This is a genomic window from Streptomyces sp. NPDC031340, assembly GCF_055569945.1.
The window spans coordinates 182,864-202,186 of the sequence record NZ_JBVIIE010000005.1 but is presented as its reverse complement, the minus strand read 5'-3'; the positions used below and the strand labels follow the sequence as shown (position 1 = coordinate 202,186).

Genomic DNA, 19,323 nt, shown 5'->3' with positions numbered 1-19,323 from the left:
CACAGTCCGACGCCGCCTCCTGCCCGGCGTCAGTCGAGCAGGCGCTCGCGCAGCCGCTCCCGGACCGCCGGGGTCATGCCGAGCCCCTGCTCCAGGTAGGACTCGACCCCGCCCCACGTCTCCTCGATGGTCTCGAAGGCCGCCGCCAGGTATTCCTCGCGCGCCTCGAACAGCGGGCTGAGCAGCTCCATGACCTCGGGGGAGTAGGCCGAGGGCGAGCTGGAGCCGCGGCGCACCCGGTAGCGGCGGTGCTTGGCGTTCGACTCCAGGTAGTCGGCGAAGATCGCGTCCCGCTCCACGCCCACGGCGAGCAGGGTCACGGCGATCGACAGGCCCGCGCGGTCCTTGCCCGCGGCGCAGTGCATCAGCGCGGGCACGCTGTCCTCGGCCAGCGCGTGCAGCACGCGCGTGTGCTCGCCGGTGCGCTCCTTGACGATCAGCCGGTACGAGCCGATCATGCGGCCGGCCGCCTTGCCGTCCCCGAGTATCTCGCGCAGCTGGTCGAGGTCTCCGTCCCGGACCATCTTCCAGAACTCGGCGCCGTCCGCCGGGTCGCTCAGCGGCAGGTTCACGTTCCGCACGCCCGGCAGCTCGACGTCCGGGCCCTCCAGCTTCTGGTCCGCCGCGTTGCGGAAGTCGAAGACGGTGTGCAGCCCCAGCGAGGCGAGGAAGGCGGCGTCCTCCGCGGTGGCGTGCGCGAGGTGGCCGCTGCGGAACAGCACTCCGTGGCGCACCCGTCGTCCGTCCACCGTCGGCAGGCCCCCCACGTCGCGGAAGTTGCGAATTCCTGCCAGCTCGGGCTCGGTCGACGGGATCTGCTGCGTCACGGGGGCTCCTCCCAGCCGTCCCCGCCGGCGCTGCTCGTCGACGGGCACCTCCTTGACGATACGACACGCACACCCCGGCTCAGCAGGGGGTGTGTGGCCTGACCGTGCGGAGCCGACGGTGGTATCGCCCACGTCTGAGTCTTCTGTCCGAATTAGTGCTTTGGGTGGATTTCGTTGCAACTCGCTCCGGAATAAGGAAAGCTGGCGCGAGTGCGCGTGAGCATCGTCATATCGGTCACCGTGAGTCGCCCGTCATGTTCACGTAATGCGCATTGGTTTTCAGGGAATTTGGCCGATACGGACGGCTCGGAATCGACGGAGGGTGACCGCGAATTCCCATTGGGGATCAAGGGAAACGTGCGCCTCCCGCAACCTCTTGTTGTCCCTTCGCGCCGTGGTCGCTTACGTTCGCCAGGCAATCCGGACGGACGCCTAATCCTGCCGCCGCCCGGAATCCCGCACCACTCACCCGTGCACGGCAGGAGCGGGGGACCCGCAGGTAGAACCGCCTGTCCGGTCTCCGGAACAGGCTTGGGGTCAAGTCGCGCCCACGGCGCGGCCGGACAGCTCCAGTCCGCACCCGACAGCTCACCTCGCAGGCGCCGGAGAGGAATTCGTCATGCCCGCGAAGGGTAAGCACCGCCGCCCCAAGTCCCAGCGGTTCACCCGCTCCATCGCCGTCGCCGGAACCGGCGGCGCCGCGCTCGCCCTCCCCCTGCTGGGGGCCACCGGCGCCCACGCCGACACCGCGCAGCCGGTTTCGCAGAAGACCGTGCAGTCCCTTTCCGGCGCCGAGAAGACGGCGGCCGAGGGGAAGAAGGCGGCCAAGGGCAAGGCCGCGAACAATGCGCGGGTGCGGACCTATTCGGTGCGCAAGGGCGACTGCCTCTCGAAGATCGCCGAGGAGCAGAGCGTCCGCGGCGGCTGGCAGAAGCTCTACGCGGACAACCGCGAGGCCGTGGGCGACGACCCGTCGCTGATCCACCCCGGCCTGAGGCTCGTCATCGGCAAGAAGGCCGCGGCCGGCGCCACCAAGTCGTCGTCCGCTTCGCCTTTTTCATCCACTTCGCCGTCTTCGTCCTCGTCTTCTTCGGCGTCCTCCCCGGCTCCCGCGCCTGCCGCCGGCTCTCCGTCCGCTTCCTCCGCCGACCCGTCTCCCTCGGCGTCCGCGGACCCGTCCTCCTCGCAGTCGGCGACGGTCGCCCAGGTCGCCGAGACCACCGGCACCTCCACCGGCACCTCCAGCGGTTACACCCTCCCGGTCTCCGGGGCCGGCGTCGGCACCGGATACCGCGTCGCGGGCAGCATGTGGTCCAGCGGCTACCACACCGGCGTCGACTTCGTCGTGCCGACCGGCACCTCGCTGAAGGCCGTGGGCGCCGGCACGGTCGTCTCCGCGGGCTGGGGCGGCGCCTACGGCAACCAGGTCGTCATCCAGCTGAGCGACGGCTACTACGCCCAGTACGCCCACCTCTCGCAGCTCTCCGTCTCGGCCGGCCAGACCGTCACCACCGGCCAGCAGATCGGCCTCTCCGGCGCGACCGGCAACGTGACCGGCCCGCACCTGCACTTCGAGATCCGCACCACGCCGAACTACGGCTCCGACGTGGACCCGGTCGGCTACCTCCGCTCCAAGGGCGTCGCCGTCGGCTGACGGCTCCCCGACCGCCCGGCATGCCGCCGAGGGGCGGACCCCGATCCCCGGGTCCGGCCCTCGGCCGTCGCCGTGCGCGGGTGCGGGTGCGGGTGCGGGTGCGGGTGCGGGTGCGGCTTATTCCGGGTTTGGCGAACAATTTAGGCGTGGCTTATCTCACCGTTCGTCAAGCCCTCCCTACGGTCGCGTAGGTCACATTGAGCGGTGAATCATGACCTGCTGTGGCAGACGATTCGAAGAGTGACAGCAGATCAGTGATCGGGTCGTACGTCGCGGTGGGGGACAGCTTCACCGAGGGCGTCGGCGACCCGGGTCCCGACGGGGCGTTCGTCGGCTGGGCGGACCGCTTCGCGGTGCTCCTCGCCGACCGGCGGCCCGAGGGCGACTTCACGTACACCAACCTCGCCGTGCGCGGCAGGCTGCTCGACCAGATCGTGGCCGAGCAGGTCCCGCAGGCCGTCGGACTCGCTCCGGACCTGGTGTCCTTCTGCGCGGGCGGCAACGACATCCTCCGGCCCGGCACCGACCCCGACGAGGTCGCCGAGCGGTTCGAGCGGGCGGTCGCACGGCTCACCGAGGCCGCCGGCACCGTCCTGGTGACGACGGGCTTCGACACCCGTGGCGTGCCGGTGCTCAAGCGCCTGCGCGGCAAGATCGCCACCTACAACGGCCATGTACGAGCCATCGCCGACCGCTACGGCTGTCCCGTGCTGGACCTGTGGTCCCTGAAGTCCGTCCAGGACCGCCGGGCCTGGGACGGCGACCGGCTCCACCTCTCGCCCGAGGGGCACACGCGCGTGGCGCTGCGCGCCGGCCAGGTCCTCGGCCTGGAGGTGCCGGCCGACCCCGAGCAGCCCTGGCCGCCGCTTCCGCCGCGCGGCACCCTGGAGATCCGGCGGGACGACGTGCAGTGGGCGCGCGAGTACCTGGTGCCCTGGATCGGCCGTCGCCTGCGCGGGGAGTCGTCCGGCGACCACGTCGAGGCGAAGGGGATGCTGTCCCCGTACGACATCAAGCTGCGGATCGAGTCGGTCGCCTGACCCGGCGCTGCGGAGCCGGTGCTCCGGAGCCGGTGCTCCGTGGCATGTTCCGTGGCGTGTTCCGTGCGGCCGGCCGGGAACAGCCGGCCGGCGGACGGTGTTCTGCCCGTACATGACGACCAGCGACGCCATCGCGACGGATGTGCTGCACTACACCGCCTTCTCCGACGACCCCGCCGGGGGCAACCCGGCCGGGGTCGTCCTGGACGCGAGCGGTCTCGGCGACGCCGCCATGCTCGCCGTCGCCGCCGAGGTCGGCTACTCGGAGACCGCGTTCCTGACCCCTGGTCCGCGGCGGCCCGGCACCGACCCCGAACGGGTCTTCACCGTGCGGTACTTCAGCCCCAAGGCGGAGGTGCCGTTCTGCGGGCACGCCACCGTCGCGGCCGCCGTCGCCCTCGCCGAGCGGACCGGGCCCGGCGAGCTGCTGTTCGTGACGCAGGCCGGAGACGTCCCGGTGTCGGTGGCGGCCGGGCCGTCCGGCGCCCCGCGCGCGACCCTGACCAGCGTCGAGCCGTACGTCGCCGACGCGGCAGCCGACGACGTCGCCGAGGCCCTGGCCGCCCTCGGCTGGCCCGCCGCCGACCTGGACCCGGCGCTGCCCCCGCGGATCGCCTTCGCGGGCGCCCGTCATCTGGTGCTGGCGGCGGCCGGCCGCGCCCGGCTGGCCGCCCTGGACTACGACTTCGAGCGCCTGGCCGCCCTGATGAACCGTCTGGACCTGACGACCCTGCAACTGGTCTGGCGGGAGCGGGAGGACGTCTTCCACGTCCGCGACCCCTTCCCCGTCGGCGGTGTGGTGGAGGACCCCGCCACCGGCGCCGCGGCCGCCGCGCTGGGCGCCTACCTGCGCACCCTCGGCGCGGTCGCCCCCGACGCCCGACTCACCCTGCATCAGGGCCACGACCTGGGACGACCGTCCACGCTCACGGTCGACCTGCGGGACGGGGACCCGCGCGTCCGGGTGAGCGGGACGGCGGTGCCCATCCCGGCGGTGCGGCCCTGAAAGCGGCAGCGCCTGCGGCGGCCGCGTCCGTAACGGCCGCCGCCGATCTTTGGTCTTTCCTTGGAAAGCCCCCGCCGGGCCCGGTGAACCGGGCGTTGTCGGTGGGGCCGACCATAATGGAAGGCCTCCGACCCGACCTGGAGGTACCGTGTCCGGTTCCCGTCCCCTGAGCTCCGGGCTCCGCGCGCTGCGGCCCGCGGCCTTCGGCGCGGACCCGAGCGGTGAGCGCCTCGCGCGCATCCGCAGATCACCGCACTTCAAGGACGGCGTCTTCCAGAACCCCGGGGGCGTCGCGCGCACCCGGCCCTCCGGTTCGATGCTCGACTTCGCGAAGGTCTTCTTCGGCAAGGAGGAGCGGCCGCACCGCACCCCCCGGGGCACCGTCCCGGTGTACCCCACCACCCTCGCCGACATCGCCACGCCGCCCGCCACCGGACTCAGACTGACCTGGATGGGCCACTCCGGCGTGCTCGCCGAGATCGACGGCCGGCGGGTGCTGTTCGACCCGGTGTGGGGCGAGCGCTGCTCCCCGTTCCCCTTCGTCGGTCCCCAGCGGCTGCACCCGGTGCCGTTGCCGCTGGCCGCCCTCGGCCCGGTCGACGTCGTCGTCATCTCGCACGACCACTACGACCACCTGGACATGCCCACGATCAAGGCGCTGGCGGGCACGGACACCGTGTTCGCCGTGCCGCTGGGCGTCGGCGCCCACCTCGAGCACTGGGGCGTCTCCCCGGCCCGGCTGCGCGAGCTGGACTGGCACGAGGAGACGCGGGTGGGCGGGCTCACCCTCACCGCCACCCCGGCCCGCCACTTCTGCGGCCGCGGCCTGCGCAACACCCAGCACACCCTGTGGGCGTCCTGGGCCGTCGCCGGCGAGGAGCACCGGATCTACCACAGCGGCGACACCGGCTACTTCGAGGGCTTCAAGGACATCGGCGCCGCGCACGGCCCGTTCGACGTCACGATGATCCAGGTCGGCGCGTACAGCGAGTTCTGGCCCGACATCCACATGACGCCCGAGGAGGGCCTGCGGGCCCACCTCGACCTCCAGGGCGGCGCCCCGCACGGGGTGCTGCTGCCGATCCACTGGGGCACCTTCAACCTGGCCCCGCACGCCTGGGCCGAGCCGGGGGAATGGATGAAGGACGTGGCCGAGCAGGCCGGCCAGGCACTCGCCCTGCCGATTCCCGGCCAGCCGTTCCAGCCCGCCGGTGAGATCCCCTCGCGACCGTGGTGGCGCGACGTGTCGCGGACGGTCACCCGCACCTGGCCGGTGCCGGAGCCTGCCCCGCAGACGACGCGTCCCCTCGATCTGGTCGGTGAGGACTGACCGCTCGACAGGCCCAGGTGTGCTGTCCGGAAACCACACCCAGTACTCCAACAGCGGTTCGTGTCCTGAGCTGCGTTTTCGGTAGTGGCAGCGGCGGGCAACGGCTTGACGGCGTCTTCTCCAGGCCGACCATTTCAGTGCGTGGGTGACGGGATCGCGGTCGGCTCGTGGGTGGGGCAGGAGAGTGTCCAGGAGCCGCCGTATCTCTGCCACGGTGAGCGGGGCGAGGGCTGATCCGTTTCTGCAGCCCCCTTTGCGGCCTCGCCGGCCTGGGCGGCGAGGGTGGTCAGGACGGCGTGGCGAGCATCGGGCAGACCGGCCGCGAGGCAGCGGCGCACGATGTCCCGGGCCAGCTCACCCTTGGTGGTGAAACCCCGCTCATCAGGGATCTTCGCCGCCTGGCAGCGCTCGCGGTCCGAGGCCCAGGACTTGGGCAGGTAGAGCTCCCGGTCCACCAGGGCCCGGCCCGAGCCGGTGGCGTAGGCGGCGAACACCCCGATCTGACAATTGTCGATCTTTCCCGAGGTGCCGGTGTACCGCCGGCCCACCCCGGCCGACGTGGTGCCCTGCTTGACGAACCCGGTGTCGTCGATGATCAACACGCCATTGGGGCCAAGGGACTCACCGACGTAGGCACGGACGTCGTCGCGCAGGGCGTCCGCGTCCCAGACACTGCTGCTCAGCAGCCGCTCGCTGCCCGTCATATGCCGGGGCTCCCCGTCAGTTCCCGGCCGAACGGGCATGGCAAGGGCACGGGTACCACCTCGGCAGCAGCGGGTGACTTTAGGATGGCGTACGGGGCGGAGCTGTAGCGCAGAGGTCGTCGCGCGCGGTCTCCAAAATCGCGAGGACGCTGGTTCGAATCCGGCCGGTTCTGCCTTCTCTCCTTATCCCGATCAACGGCATGGTCTACAAGATTCGGACCGGCATCTCCTGGAGTGACCTGCCCGAACGCGCCGTGGAAGACGGTCTGCACCCGCTTCCGTCGCTACGCCCTCGACGGCATCTTCACCCGGGCTCTGCAGCAGATGCAGGCCCGGGCGGATGCGGCCGGAGACATCGACTGGCTGGTCCGGATCGACTCCACCATCGTCCGCGCCCACCAGCACGCCGCGCCCACGGGGCGAAAAAGGGGACCGTCCGGCAGGACGAACCGGACGATCACGCCCTCGGTCGATCCCGGGGCGGACTGACAACCAAGATCCACCTCGCCTGTGACGGCCGCCGGCCGTCATGCTCACGGCCGGGCAACGTCACGAGGGCGTCTGCGCGCGCCCACTTCTCGAGCGGATCCGAGTGCCCCGCCTCGGTCGAGGCCGACCGCGCTGCCGGCCGGACCACGTGGTCGCGGACAAGGCTGGCCGGGTCCGCTCCGCGCTTGGTGAGGGCGCTTTCTGCCGGGCTCAGTTCGCAGCGGTGCCGATGCGCTTCGTCAGGTGGGCGGGGGCCTCGGTGTCCGGGGGCAGGAGCGGGTCGGGCTCCAGGTCGCCCCACGTGGCTCGCAGGGGCAGGACACCTGCCCACAGGCCGAGGCGGGCGTCCTCGCTGTCACCGTCGTCGGGGGCGCCGGTGCGTATCTTGACGGATGCTTCGTCGAGGGAGAGGGCGAGCAGGGCCGTCGCCGCGAGTTCCTTGCGGTTCGGACGGCGGGCGTAGTCCCACTGGCCGGGCGTGGCCCGCTCGGTCAGGCAGCGCAGGCCGGCGAGTTTCTCGTCGGGGTCCGTGACCGTGCGGGGGGTGCCGAAGATCATGGCGCTGCGGTAGTTGACCCCGTGCTCGAAGACCGACCGGGCCAGGACGAGGCCGTCGACGTGGGTGACGGTGAGGCAGACCGCGGCGGCGGGTGACGCGGCCAGGCTGCGGCTGGCGACCGAGCCGTGGAAGTACAGGGTGCTGCCGTCGGATCCGTAGACGGTCGGTACCACCAGGAGGCTGCCGTCGACGGTGACGCCGAGGTGGCAGACGAAGCCGGCGCCGAGGATCGCGTCGAGCTGGTCGCGGTCCAGGCTGCCCTGTTCCCGCAGACGGCGGTGGCGCGTGCGCTCGGTGACCGGCAACTGCCGTTCGGGAGAACCGGAGCCCATGGGGACTTCCTCTCTGCGGGCGGGAACGGGTGCATCTGTCCACGGCGAGGCAATAACAGTGAACAGTACTGATTTCATTGCTGGAGTGCCACAATTCTTCGTAATTCGTTGTTCATGGGTTCATGGGCAACGGATTCCCTTGTGGAATGTGGAGGTGTTTGCACGCTTCAAGGCCGACCGGGACGCTGAGTGCGGATCTCCCGGCAGCACATCGTTCTCCTGCTCCGGCAACCGGATCCGCTTGCGGGCCTCCCGCAGTTCGGCCGACTCGCCCGATGCCGCTGCGGGCCTGGCGCCCTCGTCGCTCTCGACGCGGCGCAGCCACTTCGACGACGTGACCGGGTGGGGCCCGAGGTCAGCGGCGACCTGCTCCGGCGTGACGCCGGGCTCGCCGTTGCGCGCGGCCCGCACGACGTCCTGCCGGAGTTCCTTCGGATACGGCTTGGGCACTGCGACACCCTTCCAGGCCGCCTCTCGGCAGCCAGGTCAAGATGTCCCTTGACCCTGCAGCAGTCCCTGTGGCCGACAACTGGTGATCGAGTCTCAGCGACACGCCGTGTACGCGGCGTGTCGCTGAGACTGAACGCACACTTGGCTCGCGCCCCCGCCCGCGCTGCCGGAGGACCGTCAGAACAGCCCCTTGGCACTGTTGAGGCCGATCTTGACGCGGGTGCCGTACGACCCCTTGCCGTCGCCGGACTGGCGGTAGAGGTTGCCGGCGGTGTCGCGGGCGATCAGGTCGCTCTTGCCGTCGGCAGTGATGTCGCCGACGCCGACCACCACGTTGTAGGAGCCGCCCCAGCTACTGGCGATCTTGACGCGGCCGGCGAAGGTGCCGTCGCCCTTGCCGTAGTAGCGGTACAGGTTGTTGGAGGTGTCCTGGGCGATCAGGTCGCCGATGCCGTCGCCGTTGAGGTCACCGGCGCCGACGACCTTCTTGTACGTCTTCCAGTTGGCGTACAGCTTCACCCGCGCGGAGAGGGTGCCGGTGCTGGTGCCCTTGTAGAGGTAGACCGCACCGGTGGAGGAGTTGCGGGCGATCAGGTCCGGGCGGCCGTCCTTGGTGACGTCACCGGGGTGGGTCAGGACGTCGTACTGCTTCCAGCCGGTCGTGGAGACCGTCTTGTACGGCGTGCCGGCGGCCGACGGCGCGTTGCCGCAGCCCGGCCGGTAGGCGCGCAGGGCGTCGCCGACGCGGACGAGGAAGTCGTTGCAGCGGTCGCCGTTGAGGTCGCCGAACGGCACCGCCTTGATGCTCGTCGACCAGCCGCCGCCGACCTCGCCTCCCGTCAGGTTGCCCCGGCCCGTGCCCAGGAGCCACGTGAGCCTGCCCGAGGTGTCGAGTTGGAGCAGGTCGCCGAAGCCGTCGGAGACGATGTCGGCGCCGCCGCTGAAGTCACGGAAGGCCGGGCGGCCGCCGGCCACCGCGATGGTGCCGGTCCCCAGCGTCGACGGGGTGCCGGAGCCGTACTGGACGGCCTTCAGCGTCCAGGTGAGCCTGCCGTTGACGGCGATCGCGCCGGTGCTGGTACGGCCGTTCCAGACCGGGGCGATCGTCGTGGCGGAGCCGGGGCTGCCGGTGAGAGTGCGGACGGTCCGCCCCGCGGTGTCCTTGAGCGTGAGCGTCCAGGAGGCGACGGCGGAGTTGGTGGTCCAGGAAGGCGTCCAGGCGGCGCTGGAGGAGGTGGTGCCGTTCAGGAACACCCTCTCCGGGACCGTGCTGTCCGTCACCTTGAGGGTGGGCCAGGCCATGGTGGAGGCCATCACCTCCGTGTCGGAGGAGATGGTGGACGACGGCCCCCAGACCGCGGTGGCGGAGCCGACGGCGTCCGCCGCGATCTCGGTGTGCACCGACCCTCCGCCGCCCACCCGGCGCGCGGACGTCCACTCCCCGCCGGCCAGGGTGGACTCCCACACGGACTCGCGCTTCTGGTCGGCGTCGAGCTCGGGCCACAGCACGTGGACCGAGCCGTCGGGGGCGATGACCGCGTCGGACGTGTACTGGGCGTCACCGGAGGACAACGTCCTCGACGCCGACCAGGTGCCGCCGGCGCTGTCGAAGGTGGTGGTCCGTACGGCGCCCGCGCCGGTGGTGGCCCGGTCGGTCCAGACGAGGGTGACGTCGCCGTCGGGCCCGACCAGCGGCTCCGGAACCTCGGCGGGCTCGCCGACGGCGGTCGCGGCGGTCTGCGGCCGGCTCCACGCGGAGGCCGCGTCGGCACGACGCATGATCTGGAAGGTGCCGTTCGCGTCCTGCCACACCAGGTGGACCGAGCCGTCCGGGGCGGAGGCCAGCGTGGGAGCGTGGGTGGCCGCGGTGATCTCCTGCGGGGTCGGCCAGGTGTAGGCGTCGAACGGCCTGGTGTTGGTCATCACCCGGTAGTACTGGGAGTTCACGCTCATCCAGTACGAGACGACGAGCCCGCCCTGTCCGTCGTAGGCGATCTGCGGGTTCCCGACGGTCCCGTAGCCGGAGACACCCGCGTAGGTGGCGGCGTTGCTGACCTGCGCCGGGGTGGACCAGGTGCCCTCCCCGACCAGGGTGGCGGCGTACGCCTCACTCCTGCCGGTCCGCCACACGCGCTGGCTCCACACGGCGGCGATCGTCCCACCCGGCCCCACGGCGAGGTCGGGGAACTCGAAGTCCGTGCTCTGGTCCGAGGCGATCACCGTAAGCTGCGACCAGGCGGACTGTCCGGCGCCCAGGGTGGCGGAGGCGATGTGGCCGGTCGTGGTCCACACCGCAGCGACCGAACCGTCCGGCCGGGCCGCGAGGCGCGCCTCGCTGACCGTCTCGGAGGCCGCCAGGATCCCGGTGGTCCACGTCTCGCTGTTCGCGGGGCGCGTCGCCCAGTGGAGGACGCCGGTCGTGTACTGAGTCCAAATGACTACGACGGTGCCGTTCTTGGCGATGACGACGTCCTGGACCTCGGACTTGTAGCCGTACAGCGATACCGGGCTGCTCCACGGCGGCTCCACGGTCGCCGCGGCGGCCGGTACGGCCGGGAGCGTGCTGCCCGCGAGGGCGAGCGAGACGGTGACGAGTGCGGCGGCCGCGGTACGACGGCGCGACGGCAGCGCTGATCTGCCCATGTGTGTGGATTCCCCTCCCCGTAGGGGCCGTTCGCCCCCCATGAGCACCTTAGTACTGCAAGGCGGCCGCCGGGTTCGCCAGCGCCGATCCGCGGATGTCCGCACTGCTCGTGGACGCAGCGGAGCGGATCACCGTCCCGGTCACCGCCCTGTGCGGCATCGACCCAGACCCGTGCGACGACTCCTTCGCCCTGGAGGCAGTTGTGCCGCCACAGCGGTGAACGCCCACCCTGGCGATGCTCGCCCACGCCGTCCTGACTGGAGAAGACGCCGTCAAGCCGTTGCCCGCCGCTGCCACTACCGAGAACGCAGCTCAGGACACGAACCGCTGTTGGGGTACTAGGACGTGTCCAGGGAACGGGCGCGGCGCAGGGCCGTGTCGCGGGCTTCCGCCAGGTTCTCCAGCAGCCGTCGGTCGTCCGGCGGCAGGGTCGTCACCAGGCGCCGGCGTACCCGGAGTTCCGTGCGGGGCAGATGGGACGCCTGCGCGCAGGCGCCGTCGGCCACCGCGATGCGGATCTCCTTCGCGGGCGCCTTCCCCGGGCGGCGGCCGGCCGGGCCGTGCGCCGCCTCGGCCGCCGCCTCGGCCCCGGTCGGGGACGCGAAGGCGTAGCCGCGCGACCTCATGCACGCCGACCACCGCCGCACCGTCGCCCGGTACTCCGGATCGGACGCGGCGGCATGGGCGAGCCGCTCGTCGATGTCCTCGGCCGTGTAGCTGATCCGGGCCCAGGCGGCGACGTCGCCGAACAACTGCCGCCGACTCTGCGCGGTGCAGCCCTGGGTGGGGACGGTCACCGTGCCCATGCCGAAGCGCCCGACGGTGCTCCTCTTGTCCTCCGGGCCGAACAGCACGGCGGTGAACCGGCGCTTCTCCCCGGCCGGCAGACCGTCGTAGAAGGCGTCGGAAGGCGGTGCCGACCGCGCGGTGTCGAAGCTGTAGCCGTGTGTCCTGCGCTCGGCGAGGCCGATGACGGCGGTCTCGTCGCCCGGATCGGTGAACGCCGGCGATCTGACGGCGGGGTAGTCGAACCCGTGGTCGCGCAGGCAGCGGCGCTCCAGCGCGGACAGGGCGTCCTCGATCACCCGCTGGGTGCGGGGCCAGGCGCCGCTGTGCGTGGCCAGGTCGACCGCCGAGGCGCTGGGGGCGCGGACCGGTCCCGTGGGCCGGCCGGCCGCGTGCTGTTCCGCGCAGCCCGTCAGGCCGACGCCGAGCACGGCACCCACCAGGGCGGCCCGCGCCAGGAGCGCGGACCGCCGGTCGGTGCGAGGACTCACGAAGTGCACCACTTGTTGGAACTGATCACGTTGTTGAAGCCGGAGTCGTTGTACCCGGTGGCGAAGTCGCTCACCTCGTCGCCCCGGCTCAGGCTGTGCCAGCGGTGCGTCTTGCCGTAGTTGTAGTCGTCGTAGAAGTAGACCGTGCACTGGGTCCCGCGGTTGGCGATGGACATGATGCAGTTGTTCCAGCTGCTTCCGCACCCGGTGCTGCTGCTGCTCAGGTTGCGGAAGTCGGCGTTGTTCCCGGCCACCTTGCCCATGGCGCCGGCGTATCCGGTGTACGCCCAGAAGCAGGCGTAGCCCGAGGGACAGCTGGACAGACCGCTGGCCGTGGCCGGCCCGGCCGCCTGGGCCTGCGTGAACGACGCTCCGGCGAGCAGGGCCGCGGTCCCGAGCGCAACGGATACCTTCCTGCGCAGTCGCACAATTGCCTCCTTGGGGCGGGCCGGGTTCTCAACGGCTGAGTACCTCGTCTTCTCGACCCGCCGGCCTCCACCGTCCCAGCGGCCGACGGCCCTCGCGTTGGCCTGGAGCGCCAACTCGTTCGCGGACCGCGCCAGGTGCGCCGGCGCAGCGAGGGCCACCGGAACGGCAGCCCGGTCTGCCGGTGGTGCTGCGTCTTCTTCCCTATGGGCCGCGCCGAGCCGGCGGCAGTCTGCTGCCACGACTCGGCTGGGAGGCTCACAGTGACGACAGGCCCGGCCCCCAAGGGGGCACCGAACTACGTGGACACCCGCACGGCATCCTTCGCCCAGCGCCGGCTGTGGTTCCTGGACCAGCTGGCGGGCTCCTCCACCGGATCGATGCTCCCGCTGGTGCTGCGGCTGCGCGGCCCCCTGGACGCGGGCCGGCTGGAGCGGTCGCTGTCCGGGATCGTGGCCCGGCACGAGGTGCTGCGCACCCGGTTCACCGCGGTCGACGGCGAACCGGTGCCGGTCGTCGACCCCCCGGCGGACGTGATCCTGGAACACACCGAGGCGACCGGCCCGGCCGACCTGTTCGACCGCTGCCTCGGCCGCCCCGTCGACCTGTCCGCGCAGGCCCCGATCCGGGCGACGCTGGCCCGGGTGACGCCCGAGGAGCACCTGCTGCTCGTCGAGGTGCACCACATCGCCGTGGACGGCTGGTCGTGGGGCGTCCTGCTGGACGAACTCGCCGCGGGCTACCGCGGCGAACCGGTCGCCCCGCCCGCCCTGCGGTACGCCGACCTCGCCCGCGCCCAGGCCGAACGCCTCTCCGGCGAACGCCTGGAGCGCCTGCTCGCGCACTGGCGGGACCGGCTCGGCGGACTCGGCCCGCTCGACCTGCCCACCGACCGGCCGCGCCCCCGCGTCTGGGACGGCTCCGGCGACGTCGTCCGCTTCGACCTGCCCGCCGACCTGGTCGCCGCCGTCGACGCGCTGGCCCGGTCCCGGCGCGCCACCCGCTACATGCTGCTGCTCACCGCCTACCAGGCACTCCTCGGCCACTGGTCCGGCCGCACCGACGTCGCCGTGTGCAGCACGCTCGCCGACCGCGCCCAGCGCGGCGCCGACACGCTGATCGGCCCGCTCGTCAACACCGTCGTCCTGCGCACCGACCTGTCCGGCAGGCCCGGCTTCGCCGCGCTCCTCGACCGGGTGCGCGGCCGGGTGCCGGCCGACCTCGCGCACGCCGAGGCCCCCTTCGACCTCGTCGTCGGCGCGCTCGGCGGCTCCCGCGACCTGTCCCGGCACCCGCTCGCCCAGGCGTCGTTCACCCTGCTCAACCAGCCGATCCGGCCGATACGGATGCCCGGCCTGGAGGTGACCCTCGTCGAGCCGCCGCTCGCCGAGACCCCGCTGGACGTCTTCCTGGACCTGACCCTGCGCACGGACGGCAGCATCGCCGCCGTCCTGCAGTACGCCACCGCGCTGTTCGACGCCGGCACCATGCGCGCCTTCGCCCGCGCCTACCCGGCGCTGCTGCGGGCCGTCCTGGCCGACCCCCACGCACCCGTGCAGGACCTGGTCCGCGCCCTGCCCACCGGACCCGGCGCGCCGGCCCGTCCCCGCCCCGAGTGGCACCGGGCCGCCGACCGGCCGTCCGGGCCGCCGGCGCCGGTCGCCTTCGCCGGGCGGCCCGACGCGACCGCCCTGCGCTGCGGCGCCGACAGCGTCACCTACGCCGGACTGGACGCGATGACCGGCGGACTCGCCGTCGCGCTGCGCGCGGCCGGAGTCACCCCGGGCAGCCCCGTGGGCGTGCTGCTGCGCCGCGGACCGTGGTCGGTCGCCGCCATCGAGGGCATCTGGCGGGCGGGCGGGGCATACGTCCCCCTCGACCCCGAACTCCCGGCCGAAAGGCTGGAGTTCATGGCACGGGAGGCCCGGCTGGGCTGTGTGGTCAGCGACCCGGCGACGGCCGGCACCGCCGCCGGACTCGCCCCCGCCACGGTCGACGTCACCGCCGTCGAGCCGGCCGCGGACGGCCCCCGCCACCGGCCCGATCCCCGCGAACTCGCCCATGTCATCTTCACCTCCGGATCCACCGGCCGGCCCAAGGCGGTCGGCGTCGAGCACGCGGCGCTCGCCTCCCACGTCGCCGCCGCCCGGCAGCGCCTCGGCATCACCGCCGCCGACCGGGTGCTGGCCTTCGCCTCCTTCTCCTTCGACGCCTCCCTCGACCAGGTGCTGCCTGCCCTCACCACCGGCGCCACCGTCGTCATGCGCCCCGACGAACCCTGGCTGCCCACCCAGGTCCCCGAGATCGTCCGCCGGCACGAGGTGACCGTCGTCAACGTGCCGCCCACCTACTGGTCGGAGCTGACGCTCTCGCTGGACCGCCGGCAGGCCGCGGACCTCGCCTCCCTGCGACTGCTGGTCCTCGGCGGCGAGGCCGTCCCGGCCGACACCCTCGCCGTCTGGCGCGCCGCCGTCCCCTGGGTACGCGTGTGCAACGCCTACGGCCCGACCGAGACCACCGTCACCGCCACCACGTACGACGCCGACGAGCCCCCCGAGGACAGCGTGCCCATCGGCAGACCCCTCGGCGACCGTCGCGTGTACGTGGTCGACGCCGACGGCGAACCCGTGCCGGTCGGCGTCTGCGGCGAACTCCTCATCGGCGGCACCGAAGTGGCCCGCGGCTACCTGAACCGGCCCGCGCTGACCGCCGAACGCTTCCTGCCCGACCCCTACGGGCCGCCCGGCGCCCGCCTGTACCGCACCGGCGACCTGGTGCGCTGGCGGGCCGGCGGAGACCTGGAGTTCGTGGGCCGCACCGACGACCAGGTCAAGATCCGCGGCTTCCGCATCGAACTCGGCGAGATCGAGACCGTGCTGCGCGCCTGCCCCTTCGTAGGCGCCGCGGCCGCCCGCCCCGACCGCGCCACCGGACGCAGCCTGACCGGCTACGTCGTACCGGCGCCGGACGCGCCGCGGGCGCCGGACCGGGCGGAGCTGCGCGCCTGGTGCGAGCACCGGCTGCCGCACTACGCCATCCCCTCCGACTTCGTCGTCCTGGACGCGCTGCCGGTCGGCGTCTCCGGCAAGCTCGACCGCAACGCCCTGCCCGACCCGGTCCGCACCCGCGACGCCGGCGACCCCGCGCTCACCGCGCCGCGCGACGAGACCGAGCGGATCGTCGCCGAGGTGTGGGCCGACGTGCTGGGCCTGGACCGGATCGGCATCGACGACAGCTTCTTCGACCTCGGCGGGCACTCGCTGCTCGCCACCATGGCGGTCTCCCGGATCGCCCAGCGGCTGGGCCGCGACATCGAACTGCGCACCGTCTTCGAGAACCCGACCGTCCGCGGCTTCGCCCCCCGGGTGAGCGCCGCGCGCGCCTCCGGGGCGGCCGAACTGGTTCCCGTCGACCGCGACCGGCCGCTGCCGCTGTCCTTCGCCCAGGAACGCCTGTGGTTCCTGGACCGCACCTCCGACCGCGGCGACTCCTACCTGCTGTGGTACTGCTGGCGGGTGCGCGGCGGCCTGGACCGCACCGCCTGGCAGCAGGCCCTCGACGACCTGGTGGCCCGCCACGAGGTGCTGCGCACCGCCCTGGTCGAGTCCGACGGGCGTCCCGTGCAGCAGGTGTGCGACCCGATGGGCGTCCCGCTCCACTGGGAGCCGGCCCCGGCGGGCCCGGACGAGCCGTCCCGCCTGGAGGCGGTCCGCCGGTCCGCCGCGACGCTCGCCACCCGCCGCTTCGACCTCGCCCGGCCGCCGCTGCTGCGGGCCGGTGTGTGGGAGCTGGCCGACGACGACCACGTCGTCCTGCTCGCCCTGCACCACGCCGTCACCGACGGCTGGTCCAAGGGCGTCCTGCTGGACGAACTCGCCCGGCACTACGCGGCCCGCCGCACCGGCCGCGGCGCGCAGCTGCCGCCGCTGCCGGTCCAGTACGCCGACTTCGCCGCCTGGCAGCGCGAGCGCGCCGACAGCGGCGCCATGGAACCCCAACTCGCCTACTGGAGAGACGTTTTGGACGGCGCACCGGCCCTTGAGCTGCCCACCGACCGGCCCCGCCCGGCGGTGTTCACCGGCCGGGGCGGCGCCGTCGAGGTGGAGCTGCCCGCCCATCTCGTGGAGCGCGTGGACGCCTGCGCCCGCGAACGCGGCGCCAGCCGCTTCATGGTGCTGCTGGCGGTCGCCCAGGCGGTGCTCGCCCGCTGGACCGGGCAGCCGGACGTGTCCGTCGGCACGCCCGTCGCCGGCCGCGACCGGCTCGAACTGGAGCCGCTGGTCGGCTTCTTCGTCAACACCGTGGTGCTGCGCACGGACCTGTCCGGGCGGCCGACGTTCGCCGGCCTCGTGGACCGGGTGCGGGAGACCGTCCTGGGCGCCTTCGACCACCAGGAGGTGCCCTTCGAACGGGTCGTGGAGCGGCTGCGCCCGGAACGCGACCTGTCCCGCAACCCCCTGTTCCAGGTCATGGTGGACGTCCAGGACGCCTCCACCGGCGGCTCCGGCCTGCCGGGACCGGACGCCACCGACTTCACACTGCCCTGGGGCTCCGCCAAGTTCGACCTGACCGCGACCTTCGTGGTCCGCCCGGACCGGTTCGCGCTCAACGTCGAGTACGCCGCCGACCTGTTCGACCCGGCCACCGCCACCCGGTTCGCCCGTCATGTCGGCCGACTGCTGGAGGCGTTCCTCGCCGATCCCGCGATCCGCGTCGACGAGGCGCCGCTGCTCGCCGCCGCCGAGCGCGACCGGCTGCTGGCCACGGCCGGGACGGACGCCGCGCCGGCACCCCGGTTCCGCGTCGCGGGCCGGGCGGACGCGACCGCCGTCGTCTGCGAGGACACCACCCTCGACCACGCGGGCCTGGACGCCCTGACCGGCGGGCTCGCCGCGGCACTCGCCGGCGCGGGCGTGGCCGCGGGCGACGCCGTGGGGGTGTGCCTGGGCCGGGGCGTGTGGTCGGTGGCCGCGATGCTCGCCGTGTGGCGGGCGGGCGGCGTATACGTACCGCTCGATCCCCGGCTGCCCGAGGAGCGGCTGCGCCACATGCTCCGGGAGGCCGGAGTACGGCACGTCGTCTCCGACGCGAGCACCCGGGACACCGTGACGGCGCTCGGGGCGAGAGCGGTCGACGTCCGCGACGTCCGCCCGGACCGCGACGGCCCCCGCCACGACCCGGATCCCGGCTCCCTCGCCTACGTCATCTTCACCTCCGGCTCCACCGGGCTGCCCAAGGCCGTCGGCGTGGCACACCACGCGCTGGACGCCCATGTGGCCGCCGCCCGCGAGAGGTTCGCGCTCACCGAGCGGGACCGGGTGCTCACCTTCGCCTCGACCTCGTTCGACGCCTCCCTGGAGCAGATCCTCCCGGCGCTGAGCACCGGGGCGACGGTGATCGTCCGCCCGGACGAGATATGGACCCCCGAGCAGCTCGCCGCCCGCGTCGCCCGGGAGCGGGTGACCGTCATGGAACTCACCCCGTCCTACTGGGCGGAACTGGTCGCCCGCCTGGACACGCTGGCGCCCCACCTCACCTCGCTGCGGCTGCTGGTGACCGGAGGGGAGGCGCTGCCCGCCGACCCGCTGGAGCGCTGGTTCGCCCACCTGCCCTCGGTCCCGGTGATCAACACCTACGGGCCCACCGAGGCGGTGATCTCCGCGACCGCCCACACCGTGCACGCCGCGCCGCCCGGCCGGGTGCCCATCGGCCGCGCCCTGGGCAGCCGCCGCACCTACGTGGTGGACCCCCTCGGCGAGCCCGTCCCGGACGGCGTCCCCGGCGAACTCCTCGTCGGCGGACCAGAGTTGGCGCGGGGTTACCTGGGGCGGCCCGCGCTGACCGCCGAGCGGTTCGTGCCCGACCCGTTCGGCCGGCCCGGCGGACGCCTGTACCGCACCGGCGACGTGGTCCGCCGACTGCCCTCGGGGGAGCTGGAGTTCCTCGGCCGCAACGACGACCAGGTCAAGATCCGCGGATTCCGCGTCGAACCCGCGGAGGCCGAGGCGGCGCTGCGCCGGCACCCCGGAGTCACCGGCGCCGCGGTCGTCGTCCGCACCCTGCACGGCGAGGCCGCCCTGGTGGGATACGCCGCGGGCAGCGGGCTGTCGGAGGAGTCCCTGGCCACGCACTGCCGGGCCCACCTGCCGCACTACCTGGTGCCGTCCGCGTTCGTGCTGCTCGACGCCCTGCCGCTGACCGTGCAGGGCAAGCTGGACACCGCGGCCCTGCCCGAGCCCGCCGCCCGCGCACCGCATGCCTTCGTGGCGCCGCGCACCCCCGCCGAGACGGTCGTCGCCCAGGTGTGGTGCGAGGTGCTCGACCTGCCCCGGGTCGGCGTCCACGACGACTTCTTCGCCCTGGGCGGCCACTCACTGCGCGCGGTGGCGGTCGCCTCCCGGCTGCGCACCGCCTTCGACTGCCCGCTCGCCGTCCGCGACCTCTTCGAGCACCCCACCGTGGAGCGGCTGGCCGCCGAGGTGGAGCGCCGGCTGCTGGAGCTGATCTCCCAGATGAGCGACGACGAGATCGACTTCTCGCTCACCGCCGACTTCTGAGGGCGCCACCGCCCCGGCCCATTCCCCC

Annotated in this window: 13 protein-coding genes, 1 tRNA gene, 1 pseudogene and 1 riboswitch; of the genes and pseudogenes, 8 read left to right on the top strand and 7 right to left on the bottom strand. The window is 73.0% G+C overall.

From position 1 onward, the window contains the following. Nucleotides 1-29: 29 nt before the first annotated feature. Nucleotides 30-827, bottom strand: coding sequence for a tyrosine-protein phosphatase (locus tag ACZ5GT_RS05535; protein WP_469014632.1), 798 nt, complete (start codon nucleotides 825-827; stop codon nucleotides 30-32). Nucleotides 828-1,283: 456 nt separating this feature from the next. After that, a riboswitch (cyclic di-AMP (ydaO/yuaA leader) is annotated at nucleotides 1,284-1,442 on the top strand. Nucleotides 1,443-1,446: 4 nt separating this feature from the next. Here ACZ5GT_RS05535 and ACZ5GT_RS05530 point away from each other — a divergent pair. The 4 genes from ACZ5GT_RS05530 to ACZ5GT_RS05515 all read left to right on the top strand — a co-directional run bounded on the left by ACZ5GT_RS05530 (nucleotide 1,447) and on the right by ACZ5GT_RS05515 (nucleotide 5,857). After that, a complete protein-coding gene (locus ACZ5GT_RS05530; protein ID WP_469014626.1) occupies nucleotides 1,447-2,481 on the top strand; it encodes a peptidoglycan DD-metalloendopeptidase family protein in 1,035 nt (344 codons plus the stop codon). 254 nt (nucleotides 2,482-2,735) lie between these two features. Next, nucleotides 2,736-3,521 (top strand): SGNH/GDSL hydrolase family protein, encoded by a 786-nt coding sequence (locus ACZ5GT_RS05525; protein WP_469014793.1) that lies wholly within the window; start codon nucleotides 2,736-2,738, stop codon nucleotides 3,519-3,521. A 112-nt stretch (nucleotides 3,522-3,633) separates the two neighbouring features. Further along, nucleotides 3,634-4,527 carry a PhzF family phenazine biosynthesis protein gene (locus tag ACZ5GT_RS05520; RefSeq protein ID WP_469014622.1) on the top strand — a complete coding sequence of 298 codons (894 nt, stop codon included), beginning with the start codon at nucleotides 3,634-3,636 and terminating at the stop codon, nucleotides 4,525-4,527. Nucleotides 4,528-4,675: 148 nt separating this feature from the next. Beyond that, nucleotides 4,676-5,857, top strand: a complete 1,182-nt coding sequence (locus tag ACZ5GT_RS05515; RefSeq protein WP_469014617.1) for an MBL fold metallo-hydrolase — start codon at nucleotides 4,676-4,678, stop codon at nucleotides 5,855-5,857. A 308-nt stretch (nucleotides 5,858-6,165) separates the two neighbouring features. On the opposite strand, the pseudogene ACZ5GT_RS05510 reads toward ACZ5GT_RS05515, so the two are convergent. Further along, nucleotides 6,166-6,600: pseudogene (locus ACZ5GT_RS05510) on the bottom strand (IS701 family transposase); the annotation flags it as partial. Nucleotides 6,601-6,659: 59 nt separating this feature from the next. Here ACZ5GT_RS05510 and ACZ5GT_RS05505 point away from each other — a divergent pair. Then, nucleotides 6,660-6,734: transfer RNA gene (locus ACZ5GT_RS05505), tRNA-Trp, on the top strand. 61 nt (nucleotides 6,735-6,795) lie between these two features. Next, a complete protein-coding gene (locus ACZ5GT_RS05500; RefSeq protein ID WP_469014613.1) occupies nucleotides 6,796-7,050 on the top strand; it encodes a hypothetical protein in 255 nt (84 codons plus the stop codon). 210 nt (nucleotides 7,051-7,260) lie between these two features. Here ACZ5GT_RS05500 and ACZ5GT_RS05495 read toward each other — a convergent pair whose 3' ends face one another. The 3 genes from ACZ5GT_RS05495 to ACZ5GT_RS05485 all read right to left on the bottom strand — a co-directional run bounded on the left by ACZ5GT_RS05495 (nucleotide 7,261) and on the right by ACZ5GT_RS05485 (nucleotide 11,034). After that, nucleotides 7,261-7,941: a pyridoxamine 5'-phosphate oxidase family protein gene (locus ACZ5GT_RS05495; protein WP_469014611.1), complete on the bottom strand. Its 681-nt coding sequence runs from the start codon at nucleotides 7,939-7,941 to the stop codon at nucleotides 7,261-7,263. Nucleotides 7,942-8,061: 120 nt separating this feature from the next. Beyond that, the gene (locus ACZ5GT_RS05490) at nucleotides 8,062-8,391 is read right to left on the bottom strand and encodes a transposase (protein WP_469014606.1); all 330 of its coding nucleotides are present in this window, start codon (nucleotides 8,389-8,391) and stop codon (nucleotides 8,062-8,064) included. A 177-nt stretch (nucleotides 8,392-8,568) separates the two neighbouring features. Continuing rightward, on the bottom strand, nucleotides 8,569-11,034 hold the full coding sequence (locus ACZ5GT_RS05485; RefSeq protein WP_469014602.1) for an FG-GAP-like repeat-containing protein: 2,466 nt from the start codon (nucleotides 11,032-11,034) through the stop codon (nucleotides 8,569-8,571). A 95-nt stretch (nucleotides 11,035-11,129) separates the two neighbouring features. Here ACZ5GT_RS05485 and ACZ5GT_RS05480 point away from each other — a divergent pair, with 95 nt between their 5' ends. Continuing rightward, nucleotides 11,130-11,255 (top strand): hypothetical protein, encoded by a 126-nt coding sequence (locus ACZ5GT_RS05480; protein WP_469014600.1) that lies wholly within the window; start codon nucleotides 11,130-11,132, stop codon nucleotides 11,253-11,255. A gap of 118 nt (nucleotides 11,256-11,373) precedes the next feature. Here ACZ5GT_RS05480 and ACZ5GT_RS05475 read toward each other — a convergent pair whose 3' ends face one another. Both ACZ5GT_RS05475 and ACZ5GT_RS05470 read right to left on the bottom strand, forming a co-directional pair. Next, nucleotides 11,374-12,312: a hypothetical protein gene (locus tag ACZ5GT_RS05475; protein WP_469014597.1), complete on the bottom strand. Its 939-nt coding sequence runs from the start codon at nucleotides 12,310-12,312 to the stop codon at nucleotides 11,374-11,376. Further along, on the bottom strand, nucleotides 12,309-12,740 hold the full coding sequence (locus ACZ5GT_RS05470) for a peptidase inhibitor family I36 protein (protein ID WP_469014592.1): 432 nt from the start codon (nucleotides 12,738-12,740) through the stop codon (nucleotides 12,309-12,311). The genes ACZ5GT_RS05475 and ACZ5GT_RS05470 overlap by 4 nt, the downstream gene beginning before the upstream one ends. A gap of 261 nt (nucleotides 12,741-13,001) precedes the next feature. Between ACZ5GT_RS05470 and ACZ5GT_RS05465 the strand changes: the two genes are divergently transcribed. Continuing rightward, on the top strand, nucleotides 13,002-19,295 hold the full coding sequence (locus tag ACZ5GT_RS05465; protein ID WP_469014585.1) for an amino acid adenylation domain-containing protein: 6,294 nt from the start codon (nucleotides 13,002-13,004) through the stop codon (nucleotides 19,293-19,295). Nucleotides 19,296-19,323: the final 28 nt, after the last annotated feature.